General features: G+C 47.6%; 24 protein-coding genes and 1 riboswitch. Of the genes, 3 read left to right on the forward strand and 21 right to left on the reverse strand.

Annotated features, from left to right (window positions below):
• Positions 1-41: 41 nt before the first annotated feature.
• The 6 genes from gerE to MHH76_RS15170 all read right to left on the reverse strand — a co-directional run bounded on the left by gerE (position 42) and on the right by MHH76_RS15170 (position 4,858).
• Positions 42-266 (reverse strand): spore germination transcription factor GerE, encoded by a 225-nt coding sequence (gene gerE, locus MHH76_RS15145; RefSeq protein ID WP_003184172.1) that lies wholly within the window; start codon positions 264-266, stop codon positions 42-44.
• Positions 267-441: 175 nt separating this feature from the next.
• Positions 442-1,140 (reverse strand): SDR family NAD(P)-dependent oxidoreductase, encoded by a 699-nt coding sequence (locus MHH76_RS15150; protein ID WP_025811022.1) that lies wholly within the window; start codon positions 1,138-1,140, stop codon positions 442-444.
• 17 nt (positions 1,141-1,157) lie between these two features.
• The gene (locus MHH76_RS15155) at positions 1,158-1,628 is read right to left on the reverse strand and encodes a thioesterase family protein (protein ID WP_025811021.1); all 471 of its coding nucleotides are present in this window, start codon (positions 1,626-1,628) and stop codon (positions 1,158-1,160) included.
• A 63-nt stretch (positions 1,629-1,691) separates the two neighbouring features.
• The gene (gene sdhB, locus MHH76_RS15160; RefSeq protein ID WP_025811020.1) at positions 1,692-2,456 is read right to left on the reverse strand and encodes a succinate dehydrogenase iron-sulfur subunit; all 765 of its coding nucleotides are present in this window, start codon (positions 2,454-2,456) and stop codon (positions 1,692-1,694) included.
• On the reverse strand, positions 2,453-4,216 hold the full coding sequence (gene sdhA / locus MHH76_RS15165) for a succinate dehydrogenase flavoprotein subunit (protein WP_025811019.1): 1,764 nt from the start codon (positions 4,214-4,216) through the stop codon (positions 2,453-2,455). The genes sdhB and sdhA overlap by 4 nt, the downstream gene beginning before the upstream one ends.
• Before the next feature lie 33 nt (positions 4,217-4,249).
• A complete protein-coding gene (locus tag MHH76_RS15170) occupies positions 4,250-4,858 on the reverse strand; it encodes a succinate dehydrogenase cytochrome b558 subunit (RefSeq protein WP_023855447.1) in 609 nt (202 codons plus the stop codon).
• A 301-nt stretch (positions 4,859-5,159) separates the two neighbouring features.
• Between MHH76_RS15170 and MHH76_RS15175 the strand changes: the two genes are divergently transcribed.
• Positions 5,160-5,603 carry a YslB family protein gene (locus tag MHH76_RS15175; RefSeq protein WP_020452494.1) on the forward strand — a complete coding sequence of 148 codons (444 nt, stop codon included), beginning with the start codon at positions 5,160-5,162 and terminating at the stop codon, positions 5,601-5,603.
• A gap of 45 nt (positions 5,604-5,648) precedes the next feature.
• On the opposite strand, the gene MHH76_RS15180 is transcribed toward MHH76_RS15175, so the two are convergent.
• The 13 genes from MHH76_RS15180 to zapA form a co-directional block, all read right to left on the reverse strand.
• Positions 5,649-6,878: an aspartate kinase gene (locus MHH76_RS15180; protein ID WP_043054600.1), complete on the reverse strand. Its 1,230-nt coding sequence runs from the start codon at positions 6,876-6,878 to the stop codon at positions 5,649-5,651.
• Positions 6,879-7,024: 146 nt separating this feature from the next.
• Positions 7,025-7,205, reverse strand: a riboswitch (Lysine riboswitch).
• Between the two features lie 64 nt (positions 7,206-7,269).
• Positions 7,270-9,042: an excinuclease ABC subunit UvrC gene (gene uvrC / locus MHH76_RS15185; RefSeq protein ID WP_023855450.1), complete on the reverse strand. Its 1,773-nt coding sequence runs from the start codon at positions 9,040-9,042 to the stop codon at positions 7,270-7,272.
• Positions 9,043-9,187: 145 nt separating this feature from the next.
• Complete coding sequence (gene trxA / locus MHH76_RS15190) at positions 9,188-9,502, reverse strand: thioredoxin (protein ID WP_020452497.1); 315 nt, start codon at positions 9,500-9,502, stop codon at positions 9,188-9,190.
• Positions 9,503-9,714: 212 nt separating this feature from the next.
• On the reverse strand, positions 9,715-10,692 hold the full coding sequence (locus tag MHH76_RS15195) for an electron transfer flavoprotein subunit alpha/FixB family protein (protein ID WP_039072904.1): 978 nt from the start codon (positions 10,690-10,692) through the stop codon (positions 9,715-9,717).
• A gap of 49 nt (positions 10,693-10,741) precedes the next feature.
• On the reverse strand, positions 10,742-11,515 hold the full coding sequence (locus MHH76_RS15200; protein WP_020452499.1) for an electron transfer flavoprotein subunit beta/FixA family protein: 774 nt from the start codon (positions 11,513-11,515) through the stop codon (positions 10,742-10,744).
• Between the two features lie 31 nt (positions 11,516-11,546).
• Positions 11,547-12,323 (reverse strand): enoyl-CoA hydratase, encoded by a 777-nt coding sequence (locus MHH76_RS15205; RefSeq protein WP_020452500.1) that lies wholly within the window; start codon positions 12,321-12,323, stop codon positions 11,547-11,549.
• Position 12,324: 1 nt separating this feature from the next.
• Positions 12,325-12,927: a TetR/AcrR family transcriptional regulator gene (locus MHH76_RS15210; protein ID WP_020452501.1), complete on the reverse strand. Its 603-nt coding sequence runs from the start codon at positions 12,925-12,927 to the stop codon at positions 12,325-12,327.
• Between the two features lie 141 nt (positions 12,928-13,068).
• The gene (locus tag MHH76_RS15215; protein WP_023855453.1) at positions 13,069-14,748 is read right to left on the reverse strand and encodes an AMP-binding protein; all 1,680 of its coding nucleotides are present in this window, start codon (positions 14,746-14,748) and stop codon (positions 13,069-13,071) included.
• A gap of 207 nt (positions 14,749-14,955) precedes the next feature.
• Positions 14,956-15,360 carry a DUF350 domain-containing protein gene (locus tag MHH76_RS15220; protein WP_003184198.1) on the reverse strand — a complete coding sequence of 135 codons (405 nt, stop codon included), beginning with the start codon at positions 15,358-15,360 and terminating at the stop codon, positions 14,956-14,958.
• An 18-nt stretch (positions 15,361-15,378) separates the two neighbouring features.
• Positions 15,379-17,736, reverse strand: a complete 2,358-nt coding sequence (locus MHH76_RS15225; RefSeq protein ID WP_023855454.1) for an endonuclease MutS2 — start codon at positions 17,734-17,736, stop codon at positions 15,379-15,381.
• A gap of 16 nt (positions 17,737-17,752) precedes the next feature.
• Positions 17,753-19,468, reverse strand: coding sequence for a DNA polymerase/3'-5' exonuclease PolX (gene polX, locus MHH76_RS15230; RefSeq protein WP_025811018.1), 1,716 nt, complete (start codon positions 19,466-19,468; stop codon positions 17,753-17,755).
• 143 nt (positions 19,469-19,611) lie between these two features.
• Positions 19,612-20,148, reverse strand: coding sequence for a CvpA family protein (locus MHH76_RS15235; RefSeq protein ID WP_023855455.1), 537 nt, complete (start codon positions 20,146-20,148; stop codon positions 19,612-19,614).
• Between the two features lie 8 nt (positions 20,149-20,156).
• The gene (gene zapA / locus MHH76_RS15240) at positions 20,157-20,414 is read right to left on the reverse strand and encodes a cell division protein ZapA (RefSeq protein ID WP_020452506.1); all 258 of its coding nucleotides are present in this window, start codon (positions 20,412-20,414) and stop codon (positions 20,157-20,159) included.
• 151 nt (positions 20,415-20,565) lie between these two features.
• Between zapA and rnhC the strand changes: the two genes are divergently transcribed.
• The gene (gene rnhC, locus MHH76_RS15245) at positions 20,566-21,507 is read left to right on the forward strand and encodes a ribonuclease HIII (RefSeq protein ID WP_020452507.1); all 942 of its coding nucleotides are present in this window, start codon (positions 20,566-20,568) and stop codon (positions 21,505-21,507) included.
• Positions 21,508-22,044: 537 nt separating this feature from the next.
• Here rnhC and MHH76_RS15250 read toward each other — a convergent pair.
• Positions 22,045-22,272 carry a hypothetical protein gene (locus MHH76_RS15250; RefSeq protein WP_020452508.1) on the reverse strand — a complete coding sequence of 76 codons (228 nt, stop codon included), beginning with the start codon at positions 22,270-22,272 and terminating at the stop codon, positions 22,045-22,047.
• 499 nt (positions 22,273-22,771) lie between these two features.
• Between MHH76_RS15250 and MHH76_RS15255 the strand changes: the two genes are divergently transcribed.
• Positions 22,772-23,572 carry a zinc-dependent metalloprotease gene (locus MHH76_RS15255; RefSeq protein WP_020452509.1) on the forward strand — a complete coding sequence of 267 codons (801 nt, stop codon included), beginning with the start codon at positions 22,772-22,774 and terminating at the stop codon, positions 23,570-23,572.
• 287 nt (positions 23,573-23,859) lie between these two features.
• Here the strand turns inward: MHH76_RS15255 and pheT are convergent, their stop codons facing one another.
• Entirely contained in the window at positions 23,860-26,274 is a 2,415-nt protein-coding gene (gene pheT / locus MHH76_RS15260; protein WP_043054426.1) for a phenylalanine--tRNA ligase subunit beta, read from the reverse strand.
• Position 26,275: the final 1 nt, after the last annotated feature.

Here is a 26,275-nt window from a genome sequence, read left to right on the forward strand (position 1 = left end):
ACCGGTTCCCTTCTTGTTACAAGAAGGAACACCGGCTCAATTTAGAGCTCTAGCTCACCCATTCGAAGAAGTTCAACAACAGCTTGCGAACGGCCTTTCACTCCCAATTTTTGCATCGCATTGGAAATGTGATTACGTACAGTCTTTTCACTTATAAAGAGCTCGCTTGCGATTTCCTTTGTTGTCTTGTCTTGAACGAGCAATTCGAACACTTCTCTTTCTCTTTTTGTTAGCAGCGGCTTTGATTGAAACTCTTTCTCCTTCAAGTATTGTAACCCTCCTTGCTAAGGTGAGAGCTGATCTGAAACGAATGGGTTTCGATATAGTCGTGATATCATATGAAACATACGCAAGGTCGGTGACGTTTCTGACGGAGAAAAGGGTTCCCTCAAACACCTATTTTTCAAATCATGACACAGGCATCGTTTCAGGGCTGAATTTCTAAGGAAGACATTTTAAAATCCAAGAGATCAGCCGCCATCTTTTCGTAATATATGCGTGCGTTTTCTTTTTCTGCACAGCGCTGATGATTTGTGCAGCCGCTTTTTCGGGCGAAGCCGTCCAAAACAGGTGATCACCTTTTGCGAGAGCCGTGTCCACGAAGCCTGGCTGAATGTCGGTGACCACGATTTCATCATACCCAAGTTTTTTCACTTTTTGACGGAGCCCTTTTAAGTAATTAGAAACGAATGCTTTTGAAGCGGCGTAGGTGACCGCCCCTCCGTTTCCTCTCAGTGCGGCGATTGATGAAATGCCGACTAAATGCCCTCTCCCGTTTTTGATAAAATGCTCCATCAACACGTTCGAGCAGGACACAAACCCCGTCACATTTACATCGATCGTTTCCTTTTCTTTGCTCCAATCCATTTCGCTTTCCAAATATCCAACACCTGAACAGATGAAGACTGCGTCTGCCCAATTCATCTCATCAAGCAGTTCTCTCAACAGTATAGGCGAGCGTTCGCTGTCGGCTGTATCGATCTTTTTAATGTATGAAGGTCCAGGGAGTTCGTCGCGCAATTTGGCTAACAGCTCATACCGTCTTGCAGCAAGACCGACCTCCACTCCTCCGGCTGACAGCTGCTTGGCAAGCGCTTTGCCAATTCCGGAACTCGCGCCGATGATCATCGCTTTTTTCATTTCCCTCCCCCTGTCAATTATTTCTCAGGAAATGAGTGATTGCCAAGCAGTTTTGCTTTTTGTTCATCTGTCCATTTCACCGGTTTGCCCGTATCTTTCGCAATTTGCACCATAACCGCCATTCCTGTAAAGCAAAGGTCACCTTCCCCATTTTTCGCCGCATAGTGAAGGGTGAGGGAAGCGTTGCCGACAGATGCTGTTTTGACGCCGATTTTCAAATGTTCATGAAGCATGACCTGCTGAAAGTAATCGCATTGCTGGCTCGCCACGACGGGAATTGCCGCGCTCTTCCCGTCTGAAAGGCGGTCCATGACGCCCAAGTGCTTGAAATAGGAAATCCTCGCTTCCTCGAAATAGACAAACGGTGTGACATTGTTCATATGACCGAACATGTCCGTTTCTGAAAAACGGACGGATACTTCATCAAAAAAAGAAAATGACTGACACCATGTGTCAAACGGTTCTTCAATATATCCCGGCAGCTTCATTGTTTTTCATCCCCTTTGGTCATAAAAACACCTCTTCGGCTTGAAGAGGTGCGTTTTTTCGTGTTATTCCGTGTTGTCGCTTCCGAAGAAGTTTTTAAACGCCTGAACGGTCGTATCCCTGTTTAACGCAGCGATTGAGGTTGTGAGCGGGATGCCTTTCGGACATGACTGCACGCAGTTTTGCGAATTTCCGCATTCGGCCAGTCCGCCGTCCCCCATAATCGCTTCAAGCCGTTCCGATTTGTTCATCGCGCCTGTCGGATGGGTGTTGAATAAGCGGACTTGCGAGAGCGGTGCAGGTCCCATAAAGTTTGTTTTATCGTTCACGTTTGGACAAGCTTCAAGACATACGCCGCAAGTCATGCATTTTGACAGCTCATACGCCCACTGGCGTCTTCTTTCCGGCATTCTCGGTCCCGGTCCGAGGTCATATGTGCCGTCGATCGGTACCCATGCTTTGACTTTCTTCAATGAATCAAACATGCGGCTCCGGTCCACTTGAAGGTCGCGGACAACCGGGAATGTTTTCATCGGTTCAAGGCGGATCGGCTGCTCAAGCTGGTCGATCAGGGCTGTACAGGACTGTCTCGGCTTGCCGTTGATCACCATCGAGCAAGCGCCGCACACTTCCTCGAGACAGTTCATATCCCAAGCAATCGGCGACGTTTTTTCCCCTTTCGTATTTACCGGGTTCCTTCTGATTTCCATCAAAGCGGAAATGACGTTCATATTCGGACGGTATGGAATTTCAAACTCTTCCTGGTAAGGACTAGAATCCGATGTATCCTGACGAGTGATGATAAACTTGATTGTCTTATTTTCACTCATGATTTCGCCACCTTTTTCTTCGAGTAATCCCGTTTACGCGGTGCGATTAATGAAACATCGACATCCTCATAATGGAATTTCGGGGCTTCAAAATCGCCTGCATGTTTCGCCATTGTTGTTTTCAGCCATTCCTCGTCATTACGTTCAGGGAAATCCGGTTTATAATGGGCGCCGCGGCTCTCATTCCGGTTGTATGCACCGAGCGTGATCACCCGTGCCAATTGCAGCATGTTGTGCAGCTGGCGTGTGAATACGGCGCCCTGGTTGCTCCATTTTGCCGTATCGTTGATATTGATGTTTTGGTAGCGCTCGGCAAGCTCTTGGATTTTTTCATCCGTTTTCAGCAGCTTGTCATTGTGGCGCACAACCGTCACGTTATCTGTCATCCATTCGCCGAGCTCTTTATGAAGGACATATGCATTTTCATTGCCGTCCATTTTCATAATGTCAGCCCACTTGTCTTCTTCCTTTTTGACGCAGCTGTCGAAAACGGAAGAAGACAGATCTTCTGCGGATGTTTCAAGACCTTGAATATATTCAACGGCTTTCGGACCTGCCACCATGCCGCCGTAAATGGCTGACAAGAGCGAGTTCGCGCCCAGGCGGTTTCCGCCGTGCATTGAATAATCGCATTCCCCTGCGGCAAACAGTCCTGGAATGTTGGTCATCTGATTGTAGTCGACCCAGAGTCCGCCCATTGAGTAGTGGACTGCAGGGAAAATCTTCATCGGCAGCTTGCGCGGATCGTCACCCATGAATTTTTCATAGATTTCAATGATTCCGCCCAACTTGATGTCCAATTCCTTCGGATCTTTGTGGGAAAGATCGAGATATACCATGTTTTCGCCGTTGATGCCGAGCTTTTGTCTGACGCATACATCAAATATTTCACGCGTCGCAATATCCCGCGGCACAAGGTTTCCGTATGCCGGATATTTCTCTTCGAGGAAATACCAAGGCTTGCCGTCTTTATACGTCCAGACTCGTCCGCCTTCACCGCGCGCCGATTCGCTCATCAGACGGAGCTTGTCGTCTCCCGGAATGGCGGTCGGGTGGATCTGGATGAATTCTCCGTTCGCATAGTAAGCGCCCTGCTGGTAAACGATCGAAGCGGCTGATCCGGTATTGATCATCGAGTTCGTCGATTTTCCAAAGATGATGCCCGGTCCCCCGGTCGCCATGATGACTGCGTCTGAACGGAACGACTCGATTTCCATCGTCGTCAGATTTTGGGCGACGATGCCCCGGCACGCATTGTCATCATCAAGAACGGCTCCGAGAAACTCCCAGCCTTCATATTTCGAAACAAGCCCTTCTACTTCAAAGCGGCGAACCTGCTCATCCAGCGCGTACAAGAGCTGCTGTCCGGTCGTCGCCCCCGCATATGCCGTTCTGTGATGCTGAGTTCCCCCGAAGCGCCGGAAGTCAAGCAGCCCTTCAGGTGTTCTGTTAAACATGACGCCCATGCGGTCAAGCAAATGAATAATCGACGGCGCCGCATCACACATCGCTTTGACCGGCGGCTGGTTGGCCAGAAAGTCGCCTCCGTAAACGGTATCGTCAAAATGCTCCCAAGGGGAGTCGCCTTCACCTTTTGTATTGACCGCTCCGTTGATTCCGCCCTGCGCACATACGGAATGTGAGCGCTTAACGGGAACGATCGAAAATAGTTTTACATTTGTTCCTGCTTCCGCAGCTTTAATGGTCGCCATCAGACCCGCAAGTCCTCCGCCGACAACGATGATGCTTGAATTGCTCATGCCTGCCCCACTCCCTCTAGTAATCTAGTTCTTTTACACAAATGCCAAAATCGCTCTCAGCCCTACATAGGACAACACAACAAAGACTCCCATTGTCACAAACGTGGCGATTCGCTGTGAGCGAGGAGAAACGGTGATTCCCCAAGTGACAGCAAACGACCATAAACCGTTTGAAAAGTGGAAGATTGTTGAGAGGACACCTACAATGTAAAAGCCGAGCATGATCGGGGAGCTCAAAATATCAGCCATCATGTCAAAGTTTACTTCTGCCCCCATTTGGGCGGCAATCCGTGTTTGCCACACGTGCCAGCTGACAAAAATCAAGGTAACGATTCCTGTAATCCGCTGCAGAACGAACATCCAGTTTCTAAAAAAGCCGAATCTGTTCGCATTGTTTTTCGCTGTAAAAGCTATGTATACTCCATAAACAGCATGATAAATCAGCGGAAGGAAAATCACGAAGATTTCCAAGACGTACCTGAACGGCAGGTTTTCCATAAAGTGAGCGGCGTTATTAAACGCCTCCTCTCCGCTTGCCGCAAAATGGTTGACAACCAAATGCTGGATTAAAAATATGCCTACCGGTATGACGCCAAGCAAAGAATGCAGTCTTCGATAAACAAACTCTCTGTTCCCGGCCATTGCTTTACCCCCTAGTTGAAAAGTGCAGTAAAAATGAAAGGTCTCCTATCCCCCGTCCTGTTTCAAATATCGCACTTTGTTAAGTTTTTATGACAATTTCATTTTACTCCTATGAGAAATAGGCGTCAAGAAAACGCGTACATAAATTGAAATTTTCTAAAATTTAATCATATTTTAGAAAATTTTATTTTATCAAAATATAAATATATCAGATTTTTTTCTTCCTAATTGCATGTCCCCGCTGTAATCTTTCACCCCATTTAAGCTATAATAAACGGAGAAAAGAGGGGAGACATTGGATATGAACAAATATGAAGCAAACTTAGCGCAATTAAAAGAGCTGGAAGTCTCCGCATATGGCTATGAGTTGATCAGGGAAGTGCTGCTTCCCGATATGCTGGGACAAGACTACGCAGATATGATGTACTGGGCGGGAAAAAAGCTCGCCCGCAAGTTCCCGCTTGAATCCAGGGAGGATCTTCCCGCTTTCTTTCTGGATGCAGGCTGGGGAACGCTTACGATCGCCCATTCAAAAAAACAGGAGCTTGAGTTTGAGCTCGAAGGCCCGCTGGTCTCAAACCGCCTCAAATATCAAAAGGAACCCTGCTTTCAGCTCGAAGCCGGATTTATCGCCGAGCAAATCCAGCTGATGAACGAACAAATTGCCGAATCGTATGAACAAGTGAAAAAAAGAGCCGGAAAAGTTGTTTTAACTGTAAAATGGGATTTGAAAGACCCGGCATAACTATGCAAAAAAGGCGGAGACTGCAAAAGTCCCGCCTTTTTCTTTTTAAATGACTGCTGTCTGCTTTGACAGTTCAAAAGCATCATGCAGCGCTTCAACGGCTTTCACCATATCGCCTTCGTTGACGACAGTCGAAACTTTGATTTCGGATGTGCTGACCATTTTGACCTGGATGTTTTTTTCCGCCAGCACAGCGAACATTTCCGCTGCTACTCCCGGGTTGGAGATCATGCCTGAACCGACGATCGAGACTTTGGCCAGCCTGTTTTCCGTTTCAATCTGTTCATAGTCGAGCGCGTCTTTGTATTCTTCGAGAACTTCGACCGTCCGTTTTAAGTCTTCCGTTTTCACGGAGAAAGAAATCGACGTTTGGCTTGTGCTTGTCACTGATTGAATGATGATGTCAACGTTGATGTTCTGTTTAGCGAGCGTTGTAAAAATCGTTGACAGCGTCGTCAAGCCGCTCGCCAGGCCGCATACGGTCACGCGTGTGATCTGATCTTCAAATGCAATGCCTCTTACGATTAAATTCTGTTCCATTGATGATTCCTCCTCGATTAATGTGCCGGCTTCTTTTTCGGTGCTTGAACGGACTTCCAAAGGTACCTGATAGTTTTTCGCGAACTCAACAGCTCTCGGGTGCAGGACGCCTGCTCCAAGATTGGCAAGCTCAAGCATTTCATCGTAGGAGATTCCGGCCAGCTTCCGCGCTGTTTTCACATAGCGGGGATCGGTTGTGAAAACCCCCGGTACATCGGTGTAAATGTCGCATTTATCGGCTTTCAGGGCAGCTGCGAGGGCAACGGCTGTCGTATCTGATCCGCCTCTGCCGAGCGTTGTGATTTCACCTTCCGCTGTCGTCCCCTGGAATCCGGCGACAACGGCGATTTTCCCTTCATTCAGACGCTCTTTCAGCTTGCCTGTATCAATGTTCGTAATTCTTGCGTTGCCGTGAATATTTTCGGTTTCGATGCCGGCCTGCCAGCCTGTATAGGAAACCGCATCATACCCCTTGTTCTGCAAAGCCATTGTCAACAGCGAAATTGTCACCTGTTCTCCTGTTGTCAGCAGCATATCCATTTCCCTGCTGCCCGGCTGCTCGGTAATTTCCTTAGCAAGCGCGACGAGGGAATCCGTCGATTTGCCCATCGCTGAAACGACGACGACAACATCATGACCGCGCTGTTTTTCTTCGATGACACGGTTTGCGACATTCAATATTTTTTCCACTGATCCTACTGAAGTTCCGCCAAATTTTTGGACGATGAGACCCATCAAATACCACCCTTTTTGTTTTCGTTCGTGCTTGTTTATGTATGAAGAGGAAAACTTGACCGGCGGGCTGTACGTTTTTTCGTACAAAAAAAGCAATGAGAGAAATTCCCTCATTGCTTTAACCAACAAAATGCCGATGATTTTAACAACGAGATAGCCCTCCAAGAAATGATTTCTTGACAGCCTTACATTTATTCAATGTAAAGCCAGCAGGAAAAACGAATGGATTTTTTCCCCGCTTCGGCGACGCTCCCCTTTCAGCTTTTTTCATCGGAATCCATCTTCCTCATCAAGCCTACTCTTGAAGTTCGCACCTCTATCTTCACCATATCACACGATCTTATTATGAAATTAGTACAAATTCTATCAGATTCTTTTTAAAAGTTCAACATTATTTTTTCAGAGCCTCTTCAATCAGCTGCGCCGTCTTCAGGGGGATGCCGAGCTTGCGGATATCTTCGGCGCTCGCTTCCTTCATTTTCTTAACGGAACCGAAATGTTTTAACAGCAGTTTTTTCCGCTGTTCGCCGACGCCCGGTATGCCGTCGAGCACCGATTGAAATGCGCTTTTTCCTCTGAGCTGCCTGTGGAAGCTGATCGCAAACCTGTGAACTTCATCCTGAATGCGCTGAAGCAGGTAAAATTCCTGGCTGTTCCGCTCAAGCTGGACGATCTCAAGGGGGTCGCCGATCAAAAGGTTGGAAGTTCTGTGTTTATCATCTTTCACCAGACCGGCAACAGGGACATCGAGCCCCAATTCATTTTCCAAAACGTCAAGGGCGGCAGACACCTGGCCTTTTCCGCCGTCGATCAATACTAAATCAGGCAGCGGCAGATTCTCTTTCAGCACCCTTGTATATCTTCTTCTGATGACTTCGCGCATTGACCCGTAGTCGTCAGGGCCTTCAACCGTCTTAATCTTATATTTGCGGTACTCTTTTTTATGCGGTTTTCCGTCGAGAAAGACGACCATCGCCGAAACGGGGTCCGTTCCTTGAATATTTGAATTATCAAACGCTTCAATTCGGTACGGCGTGTAGATGCCCAGTGCTTTGCCGAGCTTTTCAATCGCGCCGATCGTCCGCTCTTCGTCCCGTTCAATGAGCGAAAACTTCTCTTTCAAAGCGAGCTTTGCATTTTTATGGGCAAGGAGCAGCAGGTCTTTCTTCGCTCCCCTTTTCGGCTGGCGCACGTTCACGTCCAAAAGCTCCTCAATCATGTCCTTATCGACGCTGTCTGGAACTAAAATTTCCCTTGGGAGGAAATGGTTGTTTTTTGAGTAAAATTGCCCGATGAACGTCAAAAACTCCTCGTCTGCTTCCCTGTATAAAGGAAACATGCTGACATCTCTTTCAATCAATTTGCCCTGCCTGATAAAGAAGACCTGGACGCACATCCAGCCCTTGTCATACGAATAGGCAAATACATCGCGGTCAACCATGTCATTCAGCATCATTTTCTGTTTTTCCATCGTTGACTCGATATGGGCCATTTGATCGCGGAATTCTTTCGCCCGTTCGAACTGCAGGTTTTCCGAGGCTTCGAGCATTTTTGCTTCAAGTTCTTTCTTGACTTCATTGTATCCGCCCTTTAAAAAGCGGGTGATTTCTTCTGTGAGCTGTCGGTTTGTCTCCTCAGACACATCATATACGCATGGCGCCAGACATTGTCCGAGATGATAGTACAAACAGACGCGGTCCGGCAGTTTGGCGCACTTTCTGAGCGGATAGAGGCGGTCCAGCAGCTTTTTTGTTTCCCTCGCAGCCTGGACATTGGGATACGGCCCGAAATAGCGGCCTTTGTCTTTTTTGACCTTCCTCGTGACAATCAGCTTCGGATGCCGCTCGTTCGTGATTTTAATAAACGGGTAGCTTTTATCATCTTTCAGCATCACGTTATATTTCGGGTCGTACTTTTTGATTAAATTCATTTCAAGAATGAGCGCTTCGATGTTCGAGGAGGTGACAATGTATTCAAAATCTTCAATTTCACTGACAAGACGCTGTGTTTTGGCATCATGGGACCCGCTGAAATAGGAGCGGACCCTGTTTTTTAAGATTTTCGCTTTCCCGACGTAGATGACGGTATCCTGCCTGTCTTTCATCAAGTAGCAGCCAGGCTGATCCGGGAGAAGGGCCAGCTTTTCTTTGATTTTTTTGTTCATCAAAAATCCTTCCTTGTTTCGGCGTTTTTTCTTCATTTCAGTTTACCATGACCGACCGTACGTTCGCTACAATTGGAGAAGGAAGACGGGGCGTTGTAAGAAAAAAGCGATCCCTTTGGAATCGCCTTTTTCACAGGTTTCTATTTTACAAATGTTTGTTGACCAGTTCTTCAAGGGCTTCTTTCGGTTTAAAGCCGACAGATGTTTCAACCACTTCGCCGTCTTTTAGTATGAGGAGAGTCGGGATGCTCATCACGCCGTATTTGCCGGCAGTTTCTTGGTTTTCGTCAACATCGATTTTTACGATTTTCAGTTTGTCTCCCATTTCTTGATCAAGCTCTTCAAGTACCGGCGCGATCATTTTGCAAGGTCCGCACCAAGGAGCCCAGAAGTCGGCAAGAACTACGCCTTCACTTGTTTCAGATGAGAATGTTTGATCAGTTGCTTTTACGATAGCCATTCTTTCATTCCTCCAATTGTGAAATTATGCTTTTTAGTATAGCATCTCCCTTTGGTTCACGCTAACATAATGCTTGATTATACATTTCCCTATCTGCGCAGTTTTACACATCGGGATTTTAGCCTTTCTAAAAATGTCCTTATTCCATGTTATTTTGCAAAAGGCGGAAATGTGCCTATGTAAAAAGCCGGCCATTTCAGGCCGGCTTTTGATCAAGTACTGACGCTCAGCTTTTTAAATTCTTCCGTGAGCAGCGGAACGATTTCAAATAAGTCGCCGACGATCCCGTAGTCGGCAATTTTAAAGATGTCGGCTTCCGGATCTTTGTTGATGGCAACGATGATTTTGCTGTTTGACATCCCTGCGAGGTGCTGAATCGCTCCTGAAATGCCGCAGGCGATATATAAGTCTGGAGTTACGACTTTGCCGGTCTGGCCGATTTGAAGCGAATAGTCGCAGTAGTCTGCGTCACAGGCTCCCCTTGAAGCGCCGACCGCGCCGCCCAGTACGTCGGCAAGCTCCTGCAGCGGTTTAAAGCCTTCCTCGCTTTTGACGCCGCGGCCGCCGGCTACGATGATTTTCGCTTCAGACAAATCGACGCCTTCGGACGTTTTTTTGACAATGTCCTTGATAACCGTTCTGATGTCCCGAATATCCGCTTCGATGCTTTCGACCGCTCCCGTTCGCGTCTCATCTTTGTCGAGCGGGGCAATATTATTCGGTCTGATCGTTGCAAAAATCGTTTCATCTTCGGAAATGATCCGCTCAAACGCTTTGCCTGAGTAGATCGGTCTTGTAAACACGATGTTGCCGCCGGCTACTTCGACGTTGACGGCATCTGATATCAGCCCTGTTCCCATACGGGCTGCAAGCTTCGGCGACAAGTCTTTGCCCATTGACGTATGGCCGAAAATGATCACGTCCGGACTTTCGCGCTCAATGATCGGCATAAAGGCTTGAACATAGCCGTCAGACGTATAGTTTTTCAAGAGCGGGTTTTCGGCTGTAAGCACTCTGTCAGCGCCGTAATGGATCAGTTGTGCCGCATCGCTTGAAACGCTTTCACCGAAGAGAACACCGATCACCTCTCCCCCTTCGGCAACCGTTTTTCCTGCGGCTATCGCTTCGAATGTCACATTTCTCAACGAACCGTCCCTGAACTCTCCCAATACGATAACTTTTTTGCTCATGTCCATTTCCCCCTGTATTTTAATGACCGTGTTTTTGCTCCCTTCGGCTTCAAACGACCTTTGCTTCGCTTCTCAGCAGTGATACAAGGTCTGCCGCCTGCTGTTCCGGCTCCCCTTCAAGGATTTTCCCGGCTTCTTTTTTCGGAGGCAGGAACCGTTCGATCGTTTTTGTTTTGGCGGCCACGTCTTCCTCGTCGATGTCCAGATCATCAAGTTCAAGCTCCTCAAGAGGCTTTTTCTTCGCCTTCATGATTCCCGGAAGTGACGGATAACGCGGTTCGTTCAACCCCTGCTGTGCAGTCGCTACGATTGGAAGCGACGTTTGGATCACTTCAAGGTCACCCTCGGCGTCGCGTTCCGCTTCAACATCTCCGCCGTTTACCGTCAGCTTTGTAATCGTCGTGATACAAGGGATGCCGAGCAGCTCGGCCAAACGAGGCGCCACCTGTCCCGATCCCCCGTCGATCGCCACATTCCCGCCGAGTATCATGTCATACTCGCGGTCTTTCAAATAGTTGTATAGGATGGCTGACGCCGTATATTGGTCCGCTTCTTCCAGATCGTCTTCAATGTTGATCAAAACGGCTTTGTCGCACCCCATCGCCAGAGCCGTCCTGAGTTCTTTTTCAGCTTCTTCCTCGCCGACTGTGACAACCGTAATCTCACCGCCGTGCTTCTCCTTCAGCTGAAGCGCTTCTTCAATGGCGTACTCATCGTACGGGTTGATGATGAATTCCGCTCCATCCGTGCTGATTTCCCCTTGTTCAATCTGAATTTTCTCCTCTGTATCAAACGTGCGCTTCATTAAGACATAAATGTTCATGTTCTATTCATCCCCTTTGTTTTCACGTTTGTTATTTCCCTTTAAAATGCGGCTTCCGCTTTTCAAGAAATGCCTGAATCCCTTCCTTCGCATCCTCCGATTGGAACACTTCGCCGAAGTATTTTCCTTCCAGCTTGAGGCCGCCTTCATACGAATACACTTTGCTCGAATTCAGGAGTTCAATGACATAAGCCATCGTCTGCGGACTTTTTTCAGCGAATTTTCGCGCGAGCTCTTGTGCCTTTTGCAGCACTTCTTCTTCATTCGCCGCCAAAATCGTGACAAGGCCGTATTCAAAAGCTTCCTTGCCGGATATCGGCTCTGATGTCCCGATCATTTCAAGCGCTTTGGCGGTGCCCACATACTTCGGAAGGCGCTGCGTTCCCGCAAAGCCGGGAATGATTCCGAGATTCAGTTCGGGAAGGCCGAGCTTAGCGCTCTCCTCGGCAATCCGGATGTGGCATGCCATCGCAAGCTCCAGACCTCCTCCAAGAGCAGCTCCGTGAATCGCGGCGATCACGGGCTTTGGAAAAGATTCTACTTTTTCGAAAATCTGCTGGCCTTTATCAGCCAAATTTGCATAATCAGACCCGTCCATCAATGATGTAAACTCTTTAATGTCAGCGCCTGCCGAGAAAAATCTTCCTTCCCCGTGAATCACGACGCTTCTGACATCCTGACGTTCTGAAAGCTCCTCAAGACATGCGGAAAGGTCTTCAAGCACTTGCGTCGATAGCGCATTTGCCGGCGGGTGCTGAATCGTAATGGTTGCGATATAGTCGTCTACGGCGTATGTTAATGCTGCCATTTTATTTCTCCTCCTTCGTCTTTTGGCTGCCGAACCCATGGATCAGCAATTCATGAATGCTGTCTGCCAGCTTTGGCAGATCGTATTTTTGATCATTCATCACCCAGGTTGTAACCGTCTCATCCACCGTACCGAAAATCATCTGCTTCGCCAGGCGGACATCAAGCGTGCTCTTAAATTCTCCCGCTTCTTTTCCTTCGGTGATGATGTCTTCCAGGATCGTCAAGTACCCTTTGAGAATCTCATTGATTTTCAGCCTCAGCTCAAGATTCGACTGCCTCAGCTCAAGCTGGGTGACAATCGCGAGGTGGCGATCGCTGCTGAGCAGTTCAAAGTGCTTTTTGATGAACAGCGTGAGCTTTTCTGTCGCCGAATTTGTCACTTCCATTTCTTCGTTCATCTGCTCGATAAACTGTCCCATTTTCTCTTTGAATAGCGAGATGAGAATATCTTCTTTGTTTTTAAAATAAAGATAAATGGTGCCGTCCGCCACTCCGGCCTGCTTGGCGATTTTCGAAACCTGCGCCTGATGGTATCCGTTTTCTGCAATCACAATGACAGCTGCGTCGATAATCTGCATATACTTTGGTCTCTTTTGTTTCAATTGGCTTCGTTCCTTTCAAATTAATGAATGAATACTCATTCATGAGTTTATCGTAAATAAAAATGGACGCTTTGTCAAGAAGCTAAACTCAAATCGCACCACAAAAGCATGCCGTCAAAATCGACGGCAGACTTCGCTTTTTCAGACGCCGGTTTTTTCTTCTTGAACGAGCGCTCTTCTTAAAATCTTCCCGACTGCCGTTTTCGGCAGTTCGTCCCTGAACTCGTATACTTTCGGTACTTTATAAGGAGCCAGACGCGATCTGGCATATTCGTCCAATTCCTTCTCCGTTATTGTAACATGATCTTTCAGCACTATAAAAGCCTTAACCGTTTCTCCTCTGTATTCATCAGGGATGCCGGCAACAACCGCCTCCTGAACGGCTTCGTGCTCATAGAGCACCTCTTCGATTTCACGCGGGTAAATGTTGTATCCCCCGGCAATGATCACGTCTTTTTTGCGGTCGACAATATAAAAGAAGCCGTCTTTATCCATGTAGCCGATGTCCCCTGTAAAAAACCAGCCGTCCCTTAGACTTTGAGCGGTTTCTTCATCATTGTTCCAGTAGCCCTTCATCACCTGCGGTCCTTTGACGACGATTTCTCCATGCTCATAAGGTCCGAGAAAACCGCCGGTTTCTTCCGAATAGATAGCCGCGTCTGTACCAGGCCAAGGACAGCCGATACTGCCCGCTTTATTCAAATCCCAAATAAAATTGGCGTGAGTGACGGGCGAGGTTTCAGACATTCCGTAACCTTCGACAAGCCTTCCGCCCGTTACCTTTTCAAACTGCTGTTTGACTTCAACAGGAAGCGCTGCAGATCCGCTCAAACAGCTCTTAATTGACGACAGATCAAATTGGTGAAGATCAGGATGGTTCAACAGGGCAATATATATCGTCGGTGCCCCCGGAAATATCGTCGGCTTTTCTTTATCGATCGTTTTCAGCGCTGCGCGCGCGTCAAATCTCGGCAGCAGAATCATTTCATATCCCTGCCTGATCGTGAAATTCAAGACGGCCGTCATTCCGTAGACGTGAAAAAACGGGACGATCCCCAGCACCTTCTCCTCCCCTTTATTCAATTGATAAAACCAGGCATCGCACATCTCCATATTGGCTAGTATGTTGCGGTGGCTGAGCATGACGCCTTTTGGCGTGCCTGTCGTGCCTCCGGTATACTGCAGGACGGCAATGTCGTGGGCCGGATCGATTTCAATCCCCGGCGGACCGCTTGGAACGGGGCGTTTCATGATGGTTCGGAAGAGGTGTGTCGTCTCATTTTCATTGATCTCAACCGACATTTGATTCTCTTTTTTTTGCACGATTGGGTACAGCAGATTTTTAGGGAAAGGCAGGTAATCTTTTATGCTTGTCGCAATGATGTGCCGGATATTTGACAGCGCTTTCATTTTATATGCTGCCGGGTACAGCATGTCAAGCGTAATGATGATGGTTGCCCCGCTGTCATGAAGCAGATGTTCAAGCTCCCTTTCCGTATACAGCGGATTTGTCTGGACGACGATGCCGCCGGAGAAAAGAACGCCGTAATACGCGATAACCGCCTGCGGGCAGTTCGGCAGCATGATCGAGACTCTGTCTCCTTTTTGAATGCCGAGTGACAGCAGGTAATCTGCCATTTTTAAAGCGTCCTCATAAACTTGCCGGTACGAACATTTTTTTCCGAGAAAATGAATCGCTGTTTTTTCAGAAAACTGTTGGGCGGATTGTTGCAGGATGGAATGGAGTGTTTGATCTTCAAATTGCAGCTCGTGAGGAATTTGTTCGGGATAATGACGCAGCCACGGTTTTTCAGTCGGCATAAGCTCCCCCCTTTTAAACAATATATTCTTGATTTCAGTATATCAAAACAATATTCAGAAAGTAATGATATTTTTTCTTTTTAAAAAGGCGCCCTTTTAAAGGACACCTTTTTCAAGCATAAAAGATCATATAAATCAGGCCGATAACCACAAATACCCCAGCTGTGAAAAACAGGACTTTCGCTAATTTCTCCATGTTGATCCCCTTTAGATACCCGAAGCCACGACAAATGACAGGCCGACTGAAATAACGAATGAAATGAAGCCGACTGCGCGGTTGTCGTTTTCAATCTCCTTGTCAATTTTAAAGCGCGGCGTCAGAAATTCAAAAATGAAGTAGCCGATCAAAAGCAGGATAAAACCGAACAGCCCCCACCCCATCATTTGCAGCAGGGAATTATGCTGGCTGATCGATTTTTGCAGCACGTTGGCGATGCCTAAAATTTTTCCGCCTGTTGCCATCGCGACCGCCATGTTTCCTTTTTGAATCTCCTCCCAATTTTTATAGGTGGTGACGAGTTCAAACACAGATAAAAATATCACAAGACACAAAACGGAAACGCTGTAGTACGCGGCAATTTCCACAAGGTTGTTCTCCCAAAACTCTTTCATCCTTCTAGACTCCCTTTTTTATTTTAATTCGACAATGGTGACGCCTGATCCTCCCTCTCCCGCTTCGCCGAACCGGGAGTTTTTCACATTGCGGTGGGATTTCAAGAGGTCCTGAACGCCTTTTCGGAGGGCGCCGGTTCCTTTTCCGTGGATGATCGAGACTCTTGGATAGCCCGCAAGCACCGCATCATCCAAGTATTTTTCAACCCGGTGAAGCGCATTTTCATACCGCTCCCCTCTAAGGTCGAGTTCGAGCGAGACGTGATAATCTTTTCCTTTGACGGCGGCGATCGTTTTTTGTTTTTCGGGTTCAGGTGCCGATTTCAGGAATTCCAGATCCTTTTCCTTAACCTTCATTTTCAGAATGCCGATTTGAACATTCCATTCGGCCGCACCCGTTTTTTCGAGCAGCGTCCCTTTTTGACCAAAGGTTAAAACCTTGACTTCATCGCCCGGTTTTAATTCGCGCTTGTCCGTTTTTTTCTGAGCCGGCTTTTTCGCTTTTTCAAACGAAGGCACCGCTTCTTCAAGGCGTTTTTTCGCCTCGATCAGCTCATGGTCTTTAAATGCTTTATGGTCTTCCTTGATCATGCGGAGCGACTGGATGATCTCGTCTGCTTCTTTCATCGCTTCTTTGACTTTTTCAGCCGCTTTTTGCTCCGCTTCTTCATAGAGCCTTTCTTTTTTCTCCTGCCATTCGCTGATCTGCTGCTGGAGGTCGCGGTGAAGGGCTTCAGCCTCGGCGCGGATGGCTTCTGTCTCGTTCAGCTCCGCCTCGGCGCGCTTTTTGCTGTCTTCCAGCGATGCGATCATCGTATCAACTTCATTATGCTCGGCCGTCATCTCCGCTTTTGCGCGGCCGATCAGGTAATCAGGCAGCCCGAGTCGCTTCGAAATTTCGAACGCATTGCTTCGGCCGGGCACTCCGATTAACAGCTTGTAGGTCGGCGACAGTGTATCGATATCAAATTCGACGCTTGCATTAATGACATTTTCGCGATTGTAGCCGTATGCCTTCAGCTCAGGGTAATGAGTCGTGGCAATGACGCGCGCGCCAGTCTGGCACACCTCATCAAGGATGCTGATCGCAAGGGCCGCGCCTTCCTGCGGGTCTGTCCCGGCGCCGAGCTCGTCAAAAAGCACAAGGCTGTTTTCCGTCATGTCTTTCAAAATATCGACGATGTTGACCATATGTGACGAGAACGTACTTAAGCTTTGTTCGATTGACTGTTCATCGCCGATATCGGCAAATACTTGATCAAATATGGCGGTTTCTGATCCTTCTTCCGCTGGTACGTGCAATCCCGACTGCGCCATAATGGTCAAAAGCCCGAGCGTTTTAAGCGTCACCGTTTTACCGCCCGTGTTCGGGCCCGTGATGACAATTGTCGTATACTCTCCGCCGAGCTCAATATCATTCGGAACGACTTCATCCAGGGGCAAAAGCGGGTGGCGGGCTTGAATCAGGCGGACATAGCCGTCAGCATTGACAGCCGGTTTAACCGCTTTTGTCGCTTTGGCGTATTTTGCTTTTGCAAAAATAAAGTCCAGCGTCTGAAGCACTTTGACATCGTGAAAGAGTTCATTTGTGTGCTCTGCCGTCTTTTCTGTCAGGACGCGCAAAATCCGTTCAATCTCCTGTTTTTCGTTTACTTTCGCCTGGCGAAGCGCATTGTTCATATCGACAATCGCCTGAGGCTCGATAAACAATGTCGCGCCGGAAGACGACTGATCGTGCACGATTCCTCCGTAGCTTGATCTGTACTCCTGTTTGACAGGGATAACGAAGCGGTCGTTGCGAATTGTGATGATCGTATCCGACAGCATTTTTTGCGCAGATGAAGAACGCAACATTGATTCCAGCCGGTCCCTGATTCTTGATTCAAGCGTCCGCAGTTGCGTCCTGATTCCCCTTAACGTCTCAGATGCATGGTCTAGCACTTCTCCATGATCATCGATGCACGAATTGATGTCTCTTTCCAATTCGGAAAGCGGAATGAGCTTTTCTGCATATTGGTGAAGACAAGGAATCTCAACCCCGTCTTCGAACAGGCCTTCGAGAAAATGCTTCATCTGTTTTGCTGCGTATAGCAGACCCGATATTTCGGTCAATTCCGCCGGGCTTAAAATGCTGCCGATTTCCGCCCTTCTTAACGCTTTTCTAATGTCGGTAAGGCCTCCGAAAGGGGCGTTTCCTTTTAAACGCAGGACGGTTCCTGCTTCATCGACTTCTTCCTGCAGCTTTTTGACTTCTTCGAGCGAACGGGAAGGTTTGAGTTCCAAAAGCATTTCCTTCCCTAAAGAAGATGCCGCATGCTCTGTGAGCTGTTCTTTTACTTTATGAAATTCAAGTGCTGATAGCGCTTTTTGCTGCAACGTCCATTAAACCTCCTTAAGATCGATGGCGCGACAAAAATGCCTGGACTTCTTCAAAGGAGCGGGTATTTAATACATTGGCCTTTGGCGTCCATCCTTTTCTCGCTGCCGTAACGCCCGTTTTCATATCGTCAAGCATCGCTGTGTTGTGGGCATCCGTATTAATAACGAGTGTCACTCCGGCAGCATTCGCTTTCATCAAGTGTTCCATCCTGAGATCGAGCCGCGCTGGATTTGCGTTCAGTTCCAAGGCGGTATTCGTTTTCTTCGCAAGCTCGATCAGCTGGTCAATATCGACTTCATAACCCGCCCTTCTTCCGATCAGACGGCCGGTCGGATGAGCGATAATGTCAACGTGCTGATTCATCAGTGCGGTTTCAAGCCGCTTCATGATGACATGCTGCGGCTGTGAAAAGCTTGAATGGATCGAAGCAATGACAAGGTCCATTTCCGCCAGCAGCTCATCGTCATAATCTAGCGTTCCGTCAGGCAGGATGTCCATTTCCACGCCTTTAAAAATATGAAAATCGGTCAATTCCTTATTCAGTTCATCAATTTCCTTCGCCTGCATGCGCAGGCGCTCAGGCGTCAAACCGCCTGCCACTTTTAAATACTGGGAATGGTCTGTGATCGCCATATAGCGGTACCCTTTTGCCATGCAGGCTTCCGCCATTTCCCTGATCGAAAAAGCACCGTCGCTCCAAGCCGAGTGCATATGAAGGTCTCCTTGAATATCCTCGGCGGAAACGAGTCCGATGTCATCGCGGTAGTCCTCAACTTCTCTTCCTGTCTCCCGCAGTTCGGGCGGAATAAACGGAAGCCCGAAATGGGCGAAAAACTCTTGTTCGCTTGAGAAGGTTTTAATTTCTCCAGTTTCAACGGTTTCGACGCCGTATTCACTGATTCTTTCGCCTTTTTCTTTGGCAAGCTGGCGCATTTTGATATTGTGGTCTTTTGATCCGGTAAAATGATGGAGCGTCGTTGGGAACTGTTCCTCCGTCACCAGCCGGAAATCCGCACTGATTTCGTATTCAAACGCAAATGTGAGAGACACTTTCGTATCTCCTGCGGCAATGACCTCCTTGATGTTCGAAAGCTTTAAGAGTCCTTCCCGGACCAGTTCCGGATCAGTGACAGCCATAATGTAATCGAGGTCTTTCACCGTTTCTTTGGCACGGCGCAGGCTTCCAGCCCGCGAAAACTTGATGAGGCCCTGGAGCCCTTCAAGCTGTTCTTCGATGATGCCGGCGACAGCCAAAGCGACCGCGATCGGGTACCGTTCAGGGCGTTTCCCCGCTTCACCTAAAGCCTGCAGGATTTTTTCTTCCGTTTTTTTGCCGAATCCGGCAAGCCCCTGAACCTTTTGCTGTTCGCATGCCTCTTTTAAAGACGCCGCATCACAGACGCCGAGCTCCTGATACAGCTTGGCGATTTTTTTGCCGCCGAGGCCCGGCAGCTTCAAAAGCGGGACAAGTCCTTCCGGAACCTCTTCCTTTAATCGTTCCAGCGTACCGGACGCTCCCGTGTCCATATATTCCTTGATGACGGCATACGTGCCTTTGCCGATCCCTGACAGGGACATCATATCATCGATTTCCGAGAGGCTCCGGTCGTCTTGTTCAAGAGCTGCCGCAGCCTTTCTGAAAGCGGAGATCTTAAACGGGTTATCCCCTTTTAGTTCCATATATATCGCAATCGTTTCAAGCAATTTGATGATATCTTTTTTATGCATGCTGTTCACCTCTTGTTTCCCCTCGTTCATCCTGCTTCAATCATACAAATTTTTGGCTGATCCTACAACAAACAGGCCTATTCGACAGTTTTCGGGGTTCTCAAGAGCCCCGAAAAAAAACTTCCCTACAAACAGAGAAGTTTTTACAAAGATCCGTACTGATGCAGCAGATTGTTTAACATGTTTGATAAAAACGGTGTTTTATGAATGATCAAATCAGCCATCACCGAACCGGCCATCATGTTTTGCAGAACATCGATCGGCAGAAGCGTTCCGATGAACAGAACGACAAACACGAACAGATAGATTTCCGCAAAACCGAGCACGGCTCCAAGTACTTGGTTGATCTGTTTGAGAACCGGTATGCTTGCAACGGCATCCAGAAACGATGCGGCAATTCTCAAAAGGATAATCGTCAGGAAAAAGAGAATCAAAAACGCAATCATATTGTAATAAGCGCCTTCAAGGCTTCCGTTTACAAACGCCAGCGCAGACTGGCCGCCCGTAAAGTCGGGAGACGGAATCCAGCCGAGCTTAGGTGCAAGGTCGCCGTAATAGGTTGCGGCCACAGCGATCGCTGCGATAAACGTAACCAAACGGATAAACTGGCGGATAAACCCTCTTTTGAGTCCAATAAACAAACCGGACAAAAGCAAAATGATAATGATGATATCTAGCATCGTGATGTTCAATCCTTTTCTTTAATTTGTCCTTTTAATCTCTCAAGCTCTTCCTTCAGCTTCAAATAATCGTGAACCACATTTACAGCCGTCAAAACGGCCAGTTTATTTATATCAAGATACGGATTTTTTTCGTTGATTTCTCTCATTTTATCATCCACAATCGAGGCAACGTGCCTCATATGGCTCTTGCTCTCATCGCCGATAATTGTGAATTGCTGACCGTAGATGTCAACTGTTGTTTTCGTTTTTTGACCATCAGACAACGTTTCTCCTCCATTCCAATTATGCGAGAATCCTAGTCTATATCATAACATGTTTAGAGATTGAATGGAAAGACGAGCCCTCCGCTGTTATGATACACTTATAAAAACAATGATTTAGCCTGTTTAAGCAGCTAATAAAGGAGATTAGAACGTGTCACATTCTGTTTTAAAAGTTCCCCCGTCTGTTATTGAACGGATGCAAAGCCACTACGGGCCTCACATGACTTCCCTTTCCGTACAGGGCGCGGTTTTCCAGGCCAAACCACAGGGCTGCACCATTACAGCATACCGGTCGGGGAAGGTGCTGTTCCAAGGAAAAAACGCGGAAAAGGAAGCGGAGCGCTGGACGGCGGATGCTGAAACACCGGCTGCCAAAAAGCCCGCATCCAAAAAAAGCATCCCGTCCGTCTATCAGCCGCCTGAAGGCATCGGTTCCATGTCTGTGATCGGCTCCGATGAAGTCGGGACAGGCGATTATTTCGGTCCGATCACCGTCGCGTGCGTATACGCTGACAAGGTAAAGCTGCCGCTGTTAAAGGAACTCGGTGTTAAAGATTCAAAAAACTTAAAAGATCCGCAAATCGTTCAGATCGCGCGCGACTTAATCAAGACAGTTCCTTACAGCCTGCTCGTCTTGAGAAATGAAAAGTATAATGAAATGCAGGAAAAAGGGATGAGCCAGGGAAAAATGAAGGCCCTTCTCCACAACCAGGCGATCGGCAACCTTCTCAAAAAATTGGACGGAACCCGGCCTGAAGCGATTTTAATTGACCAGTTCGCAGAACCTGCCGTCTATTTTAAACACCTGGCCGGCAAAAACGCCATCAAAGAACGTACATATTTCAGCACAAAAGCGGAAGGCATCCATCTTTCAGTTGCAGCGGCTTCGATCATCGCACGCTATTCATTTTTAATGGAGATGGATAAGCTTTCGAAAGAAGCCGGGATGACGCTCCCGAAAGGAGCGGGTCCGCTCGTCGATGAAGCGGCGGCAAAGCTGATCAAGAAACACGGCGAAGCAGCGCTCGGTCATTTCACGAAACGCCATTTTGCGAACACACAGAAAGCGGTGCGCCTGGCGTCGAAAAACTGAATACACCAAAAAGCGGGAACTCCTGACTATCAGGGTTCCCAGCTGTTTTAGCAGGAAGCTCGAGAGACCAATTCACGGAGTTCCAAGGAGTATTTCCGCTTGTGGCTATATCCCGCATTCATCCCGGCTCTTCGCAATGAAACTTACGAATTCTTTCTTCGATCCATTCACAGTAAATATTTGAAACGGAATCGTGTATTGTCTTGACAGGACGTAATGAACTTCATGCTCTTACCATCATTCATTTTATCTCCTGATTAATATAATGAGATGAGGCTTTTCTTAATCATGATATGTTCTTAGTTATATTAGAATCACGGAAATCTTCCACATATATATGGATGCGCTTATCCTACGGGAAAGGGCCTATGAGCCCGACAAGATTAGGGAGGAAGATGAAGAGGCTGCAAACATTGCGTGCTGAGATTATGGCCTATTGGCATCCCGGCATTATAATCAAGTAAAAAGCAGACCCGTCGGCCTGCTTTTTTATGTATACTGTTCTGCCTCGGATTCTCATTATCGATTGGAATGAATTTAATATCCGGCAGAAGCCATTCCTAATACAACACCAAATAAACCACAAGCGATAGCTGCGATCATCATGATTGTCCCGTGTTGGACTTTCCCATTACTTCTTACTAGATATCCAAAAATAACTCCTCCTGCACCAAATAAAATTGGAAAAAGCAGTAGTGATATACCGGTACATATCCAGCCTAAAATGATAAATGTTTGAGTACTGTTGCTCGGGTTTTTTGTCATAGTACCAATCCTTTCTGAATGGTTATTTTGAACTATTAATGATTTTATACTAAAAAAAAGAAATATGAAATAGTTTTTTCCAGCGGGCCAGAGGAATGTGACTTGGTTAACATTTATTGAGAGAAGAAATTAGGTACAAAATAAGGTTATAGAGGCGGACGGCTTGTCTATTTATGCGAAACAGCCAAGCAGTGCCTTTCTCTTGCTTCTATTCCCGCAGGCAATTCAAAACTCAGCAATCTTAGCTGAATTTCGATCATTTTCGCTAGAGAATATTACGATTTATCAGAATATTAGCAAACAAAAGGCCTATAGTTCTGTTTAAAAATCACTGTCAAATGGCAGATTTCTTGTCTGATTTTAACGAACTTTGTAGTTACATTGAAAGGTTTGTCATAAGAACCTATGTATATTTTCCTCTTTTTGGATAGAAAGAAGGGATTTCTAGTTAACTAGACGAATCTTTAGTCTGTTAAAAACTAAGGAGGAAATTTTTCAAATGAAAAAACGGTCTTTATTCTTTACTTTATTGCTTTCTGCAAGTTTAATACCTGGGGCGGCCGGAGTCGCGGAAACGGGCGGTCATAAGCATACTCATGAAGCAAAAGGGATTTATAAGGAAGCATTGCCTAAACCTAAGGAAGGTTATAAAGATTTAACAGGCAAAGTTCACATTGAAAAAACAACGAAAACAAAAGTGCTGGATGAGAAAGGAAATGAAACGAGTACGATCACATTTAAAAAGAATGTAAACAACGGTAAATTTTCGACTCAGGCAAGCACGGGCAAGCAAAAGATAAGTGTCCTCGCGGTGGCTGATAAGCAGTACCGGCAGAAACACAAAGACTGGAAAACGAGAATCGTCAACATCGTTGAAGAGGCGGACGAAATGTTTAACCGCGACCACGATATTGATTTTGTCGTGGAAGCTGTTGCCCCATGGAGTTCTTCCGGAAGCAATGCCTCTGACATTCTTGACAACCTGGCGGACAAATTCGAAGGACGGCCTTATAAATTCGTAGCCGGCTTTACAGCCAACGACAATTTTGAAGCGGGCGGCATCGCTTTTCAATACCCTGTTAAACCGGACGGTCCTGCTTTCAGCGTCACGTTCGACCTGGGAACGGAAAATACGGCAAAAGCACAAAGACACGAATTTTCCCATAATTTCGGGGTGGAGCATGATCCGCAAGGAAGCGGCATCCGTTGCATTATGAACTACGATTACGCATACACCGTCGATGTCTGGGATGCGGAACACAACAGCCTGATCGAGAAAAATAAAGTTTGGTATCAATAGTTATAAAAAGGCGTCTCCGCATAAAGCGGAGACGCCTCAGATTGTTGACAAAATCCCAAAACGGCTTTTTGTTTTGGGATTTTGTCATCTTTTCAGCGTGATTGAAAACCTTTGCAGTCTAGGAAGGCCGAGCATCGGAGCGGAGCGAATGTTGGAATTCGTGAGCACCGACGCGCAGACCTGACAACGAATGCGAGGGTTTGTCGACACGCTGAAGCGTCTCCGCATAAAGCGGAGACGCCTTTTTTGTACTGCAGCCGGGCAGCCTCAATTGGGCTGGGAACCGGTTATCCTCTCAATACAGCCTGATACGCATCCTCCAGTGCTTTCAGCACTTGGTCGTGGACTTTTGTCACTTCTTCTTCTGTCAATGTCTGTTCAGGATTCAAATATTGCAGGCTGAAGGCGACAGATTTCTTGCCTTCTTCCATGTGCTCGCCTTCGTAGACGTCAAAGACATGGACTTCTTTCAGCCATTTGCCGCCTGCTGTTTTGATGACGTCCTCAAGCTGACCGGCCGCTGTTTCTTTATTCACAACAAGCGCGATATCCCGGGTAACAGAAGGATACTTCGGAATTGGTGTATACGTGATCTCCGGTACATCCAATCGAAGGAGCTCGTGCAGGTCCAGTTCAAACACATACGTGTCGCTCAGATCCAGCTCTTTTTCAACTGACGGATGCAGCTGGCCGATGAAGCCGACTAATGAGCCGTTATGCAAAATATTGGCCGTCCGCCCAGGATGAAGCTCTTTTCTTTCAGATTGAGCGAATTCGATGCCTTCGGTGATGCCGAGCTTTTCCAACAGACCCTCGACGATGCCTTTTACGACGAAGAAATCAACCGGCTTTTTCTCGCCCTGCCAGAGGTTTTTATGCCACAGGCCTGTCACGGCTCCGGCGACGTGTTCTTTTTCGACCGGTTTCGTATGTTCTTCGGCTTTCAAGAAAACTGAACCGACCTCATAAAAAGCTGCAGAATCGGACTGCCGTGCCAGGTTGTATGCGACCGAATCAAGCAGATTAGGAAGCAGGCTGTGCCTCAGCACGCTTCTTTCCTCGCTCATCGGCAGCGAAAGGATCGTTTTAAACGATTTTTCCAATGCGTAAGCCGTTGCTTTTTTATCGTTTGTTAGTGAGTATGTGATCGCCTGGGAAAGGCCTGCTCCTTCCAGAAAGCGTCTTACTTTTCTGCGCTTGTCCTGATAAGGTGTCAGTCCGCCCGTAAAGCCTGTTACTTCCGGCAGTGTCGACGGAATGTTGTCATATCCGTACAGTCTTGCGACCTCTTCGATCAAATCTTCTTCAATCGCAATATCGCCTCTTCTTGACGGAACCGTCACGACCAGTTCCCGTTCAGCGTCTTCAAGGGCAAAGCCGAGCCTTTCAAAAATGTTGACCATTTCTTCTTTGCTGATGGACATGCCGAGAACCTTCGTCACTTTATCAACAGAAAGGCGGATGACATTCTCTTTGATATCAAGGTGGTTTTCTTCAACCGTACCTTCTAAGACGGTTCCTCCGGCATACCGACTGATCAAATCTGCCGCGCGTTCTGCAGCGAGGCGCACCCGTGCAGGATCGATGCCTTTTTCAAAGCGGACACTTGATTCGCTGCGAAGACCGAGATCCTTTGATGCTTTGCGAACGGTCTGACCGTTAAAATACGCGGCCTCAAGCAGCACTGTCGCCGTATCTTCGCGGACTTCGGAGTCCGCTCCGCCCATTACGCCTGCGACTGCCTGCGGAAGAGAACCGTTTGTGATGACAAGATGCTCAAGCGTCAATGTTCTTTCTTGTTCATCAAGCGTCGTTATCGTTTCATTTTCGTACGCTTTGCGGATGACGACCTCTTTTGAGCCAAAGCGGTCATAGTCAAACGCGTGCAGCGGCTGACCGTATTCGAGCAGAACAAAATTCGTAATATCGACGACATTGTTGTGCGGTCTGATGCCGGCATTGATCAGCTTCGTCTGCATCCAAAGCGGCGACGGGCCGATTTTGACGTTTTTAATGATTTTTGCCGCGTACAAAGGATTGGCTTCTGTATCTTCAATTTTGACGGAAATATAGTCCGCCGCTTTTTCGGCGCCTGCCTGATAAGCCGTCTCAGGAAGCTTGACTTCGCGGCCGAGAATCGCAGCCACTTCATAGGCAACGCCGAGCATGTTCATGGCGTCGGCGCGGTTTGGCGTCAGTCCCAGTTCGAGAACCGCATCGTCGAGCGCCAGGCTTTGAAGGGCGTCCGCACCGGTTTCTGCATCACCCGGGAAGACGAAGATGCCTTCCGCATATTCTTTCGGCACAAGCTTGCCTTGAATGCCAAGCTCCTGCAAAGAGCAGATCATGCCGTTAGACACTTCCCCGCGAAGCTTCGCTTTTTTGATTTTAAAATTGCCGGGCAATACCGCACCAACCGTGGCGACGGCTACTTTTTGCCCTCTGTCCACGTTCGGAGCCCCGCAGATGATCTGGACAGGCTCTTCTTCGCCGATATCGACGAGGCATTTATTCAACTTGTCGGCGTTCGGATGCTGTTCGCGCTCCAGCACATGTCCGATGACAACGCCTTTCATTCCTTCTCCCTTATATTCGATGCCTTCCACTTCAATTCCGCTTCTCGTAATCTTTTCAGCGAGAATCTCGGGAGTCATCCCATCTAAATCCACGTATTCCTGCAGCCATTTATATGAAACAAACATC

The sequence above is a fragment of the Bacillus sp. FSL L8-0193 genome (genome assembly GCF_037976065.1).
GTDB lineage: Bacteria > Bacillota > Bacilli > Bacillales > Bacillaceae > Bacillus > Bacillus paralicheniformis.